This window comes from Saccharopolyspora galaxeae (assembly GCF_016526145.1).
Taxonomy (GTDB): domain Bacteria; phylum Actinomycetota; class Actinomycetes; order Mycobacteriales; family Pseudonocardiaceae; genus Saccharopolyspora_C; species Saccharopolyspora_C galaxeae.
In genome coordinates this window covers 1-3110 of record NZ_JADDUE010000028.1, presented here as the reverse complement: position 1 = coordinate 3110, position 3110 = coordinate 1, and the positions used below count along the sequence as shown (strand labels likewise).

4 protein-coding genes and 2 pseudogenes are annotated in these 3110 nt (G+C 62.6%); 2 read left to right on the top strand and 4 right to left on the bottom strand.

What is annotated here, in order from left to right:
• Positions 1-284 (top strand): hypothetical protein (locus tag INP57_RS29945; RefSeq protein ID WP_233628750.1); only part of this gene is annotated, 284 nt, incomplete at its 5' end.
• A 611-nt stretch (positions 285-895) separates the two neighbouring features.
• Here INP57_RS29945 and INP57_RS29230 read toward each other — a convergent pair.
• From INP57_RS29230 to INP57_RS29220, 3 genes and pseudogenes are all read right to left on the bottom strand, one after another.
• Positions 896-1267, bottom strand: a complete 372-nt coding sequence (locus tag INP57_RS29230; protein ID WP_200073606.1) for a hypothetical protein — start codon at positions 1265-1267, stop codon at positions 896-898.
• Complete coding sequence (locus INP57_RS29225; protein WP_233628752.1) at positions 1213-1425, bottom strand: type I restriction enzyme endonuclease domain-containing protein; 213 nt, start codon at positions 1423-1425, stop codon at positions 1213-1215. The genes INP57_RS29230 and INP57_RS29225 overlap by 55 nt, the downstream gene beginning before the upstream one ends.
• Before the next feature lie 150 nt (positions 1426-1575).
• A pseudogene (locus INP57_RS29220) lies at positions 1576-1722 on the bottom strand (IS256 family transposase); the annotation flags it as partial.
• Between the two features lie 60 nt (positions 1723-1782).
• Between INP57_RS29220 and INP57_RS29215 the strand changes: the two are divergent.
• A complete protein-coding gene (locus INP57_RS29215; protein ID WP_233628751.1) occupies positions 1783-2982 on the top strand; it encodes an IS30 family transposase in 1200 nt (399 codons plus the stop codon).
• A gap of 8 nt (positions 2983-2990) precedes the next feature.
• Here the strand turns inward: INP57_RS29215 and INP57_RS29210 are convergent.
• A pseudogene (locus INP57_RS29210) lies at positions 2991-3110 on the bottom strand (transposase); the annotation flags it as partial.

Genomic DNA, 3110 nt, shown 5'->3' with positions numbered 1-3110 from the left:
TGGACGGGTCTTTCTGTCCGGCGGACGAGTTGGTCGCACTTCTCATCCTGCCGCCGAAAGACCCGTCCCCCTCCTCAGACCCCGCCAGCCGACACCAACGTCACGACCCGCAACAGCTAGTGGTGACAACCGTCCGCCTTGGGGATCGCATGCGGAAGTGGGACAAGCTCAATGACAAGCAGGTTGCGGTGCTGCGCAGGATCGCTGAGGGGATGATCTCAGTAGCCCGGATGCTGTTGTTCTTCGTCGGTCGGCGAGGGCGCTTGTCGACCGTGGTTTGGTGACGGTGAGTCGACGCGATGGTTGGCGCACGACGATCACCGATGCCGGTCGTTACTACCTCGAGCACGGTCATCATCCGGACCGACTGGTGAGGGTCGGTCACGTCGGTACGTCGGACGAGCGCCGTGGCGAAGCGGGTGACGAGCACGCCAGTAGCGGGAGCGAGACAGCCAACGGCCGGAGGCCGCCGCCCCGCGCCACCGCAGCCATAACGGCCAAGCGGCGGAAGGTCGCTGCGGAGTTGGTGGCCACGTTGCAACGAGACGGAGAGTTGGTCCACGCGGACGCGAGCCGGGAGCAGAGGGACGACACGCGCAAGGTGGTCGACTTCGCGAAGCGCAATGGCCTCGTACCGGCTGGCCAGCGGATCGAGAGGGGGTAGTGGCGGACAGGCGGTATCGTGTGCGGCTGGTGTCCGGGTCTCACTCCAATTCGAAGTCGACCTCGGATGCGGATCGCATCAGCGTGCCGTCTTCTGTGGACGAATGGCATCCACTGCTGGCAGCACTCAGCAAACCCGGCGAAGTCCTCGGTGTCTCGGAGGATGGCCTGCCACGCGCAATGCGGATCATGCACGTGCTGCTCGTGGAGGCTGAGCAACGGGGATACGAAGTCAGCTGGTCGGATGACGCGCGTCCCGCACGGCGTTCCGGCGCTCTTCTCGTTCTTGCCACGCAGCGACGTCTTCCCAGCGGACTTTCAACCGATTCGGCGGTACCCAGTCCTCGCGGTCCTGGTAGTCGTCCTCGACGAAACGCACGCGCACTCGCGCAGGGCGGGCGGAACCACGCCGGAGGACATCGACACAGGTGACAGGGTCGCGCGCACCTTTGCGGTACGCCCACCGCTGGTGAGGTGTGATGGGTTCGCCGTTTGCCGCTTTCATCGTCGGCTGGCCACCGTGGTCTGTTCGAGTCATCACCGGCATCTTCATCTCCCCGCCGGCTGCGTCAACCGTCCTGGTCTTGCGAATCCGTGTCGACATAGCAGGGGAGCATCGCTTCCACCTGCTCGATGACGAGGTGAAGTTGACTCAGGCTGCTTGTCGGGTGGGTACTGGACCACCAACTGCTTGATCGAGGACCGCAGCTTGGCCCGCACGTCGTCGCGGACGGTCCAGTCGGTCTTCACGTCGCGCCGCATGATCCCGACGAGGTCTCGGGCGATCTGCGTCAGCACGTCCTCGTCTTGCAGCTCAAGGTTTCCTGTCGTGCCGCCACGACCGAGGACAGCAGCCAGGTGTTCCTCGACGACGGCGGGTCTGTCCGATCAACGGTGTTTCCGGCGGTTCGGTCAGTAGGTTTCAGCGGCCGGCCAGCGGTCGCTGAAGGTGATGGCGAATGCGTTGATCACGGGCTTCCAGCGTTGCGTCCATCGTGCCCGGCCGGTGCCGGTCGGGTCCAGGCTACGGGTGACGAGGTACAGGCACTTCATCGCGGCGTAGGTTCAATGGGTGATCGCAACACCTATCCGGTTTGAGGTGTTTGCGAGGTGCGCGTGATGGGCCGCCCAGGGTTGCCAAGAGAGGTGCAGCATCGGTTCTGGCGAGAGATGCGGAGGGGTGTTGTTCTTGATGATGCGGCTGCATCTGTCGGCGTGTCGAAGACAGTAGCCTGGCGGTGGTTCCGCGAGGCTGGCGGCGTGATCCCTGCTGGTATTTCCAAGTATTGCGGCGATTCTCAAACAAGCCGATTGTCGTTTGGTGGACGTGAGGAAATTAGCTGTCGCCGTGCCGCTGGAGACGGAGTGCGAACGATCGCACGAGCATTGGGCCGCTCGCCATCCACGATCAGCCGCGAGCTGGTTCGAGGAACTCAGCGGCGCAAGACCGGATATCGTGCTTCGGTCGCGCAGGCTCGTGCCGACGCCCGCGCCCGACGTCCGAAAATGTCAACACTGTCTCGTCACGAGCGGCTGCGCGAGTACGTCCAGGACAAGCTGCAAAGCAAGCACAGCCCGGAACAGATCAGCCACCGCCTGAGCATGGACTTCCCTCACGACCCGGAGATGCGCGTGTCCCACGAAACGATCTATCGAGCACTGTATGTCCAGGGCCGAGGCGCATTGAAGCGGGAACTGGCGCGATGTTTGCGGACCGGGCGAGGGCTACGTAAGCCGCGCCGCAAGGTTGCCGAACGCCGTGGTCGTATCGCCGACATGGTCAACATCAGTGAGCGTCCCGCCGAGGCCGATGACCGGGCGGTTCCCGGCCATTGGGAAGGTGATTTGATCGCCGGTCCTCAACACCATTCCGCGATAGGGACGCTGGTCGAACGAACAACCGGATACGTCATACTGCTCCATCTCCCCAATGGCCACGGGGCTGTTGAGGTTCAGAACTCCATGGTTGAAGCTATGAGTTCGATTCCCGGTCATCTACGACGAAGTCTAACTTGGGACCAGGGGCGGGAATTGACCAACCACATAGAGATCGCCGCCGCTACAGAGATGGACATCTACTTCTGCGACCCCCATTCACCATGGCAACGTGGGACCAACGAAAATACGAACGGCCTGCTCCGCCAGCACTTTCCCAAGGGATTTGATCTATTGGGGTATCATCGTGACTATCTCGAATTCGTCGCAGCAGAACTCAACAGTCGACCACGGAAACGGTTGGACTGGAAGACCCCTGCCGAAGCCCTCAAGGTGCTACTCTCCAAGCCGACCAGCCCACCTGGTGTTGCGTTGACCGCCTGAATCCGCCCGGCCTGCTCGGTGGGGAAATGGCCTCGTGCTCGTACGGCTCGCCGGTAGCGGGCGTTGAGTGATTCGATCGCGTTCGTCGAACAGATCATCCGTCGTATCTCGACGTCGTAGTCGAGGAA

Excerpts from the sequence above, each read along its gene's own strand:
- INP57_RS29230 (WP_200073606.1), bottom strand. The coding sequence starts at position 1,267 with ATGTCGACACGGATTCGCAAGACCAGGACGGTTGACGCAGCCGGCGGG.
- INP57_RS29225 (WP_233628752.1), bottom strand. The coding sequence starts at position 1,425 with ATGCGGCGCGACGTGAAGACCGACTGGACCGTCCGCGACGACGTGCGG.
- INP57_RS29215 (WP_233628751.1), top strand. The coding sequence starts at position 1,783 with ATGGGCCGCCCAGGGTTGCCAAGAGAGGTGCAGCATCGGTTCTGGCGA.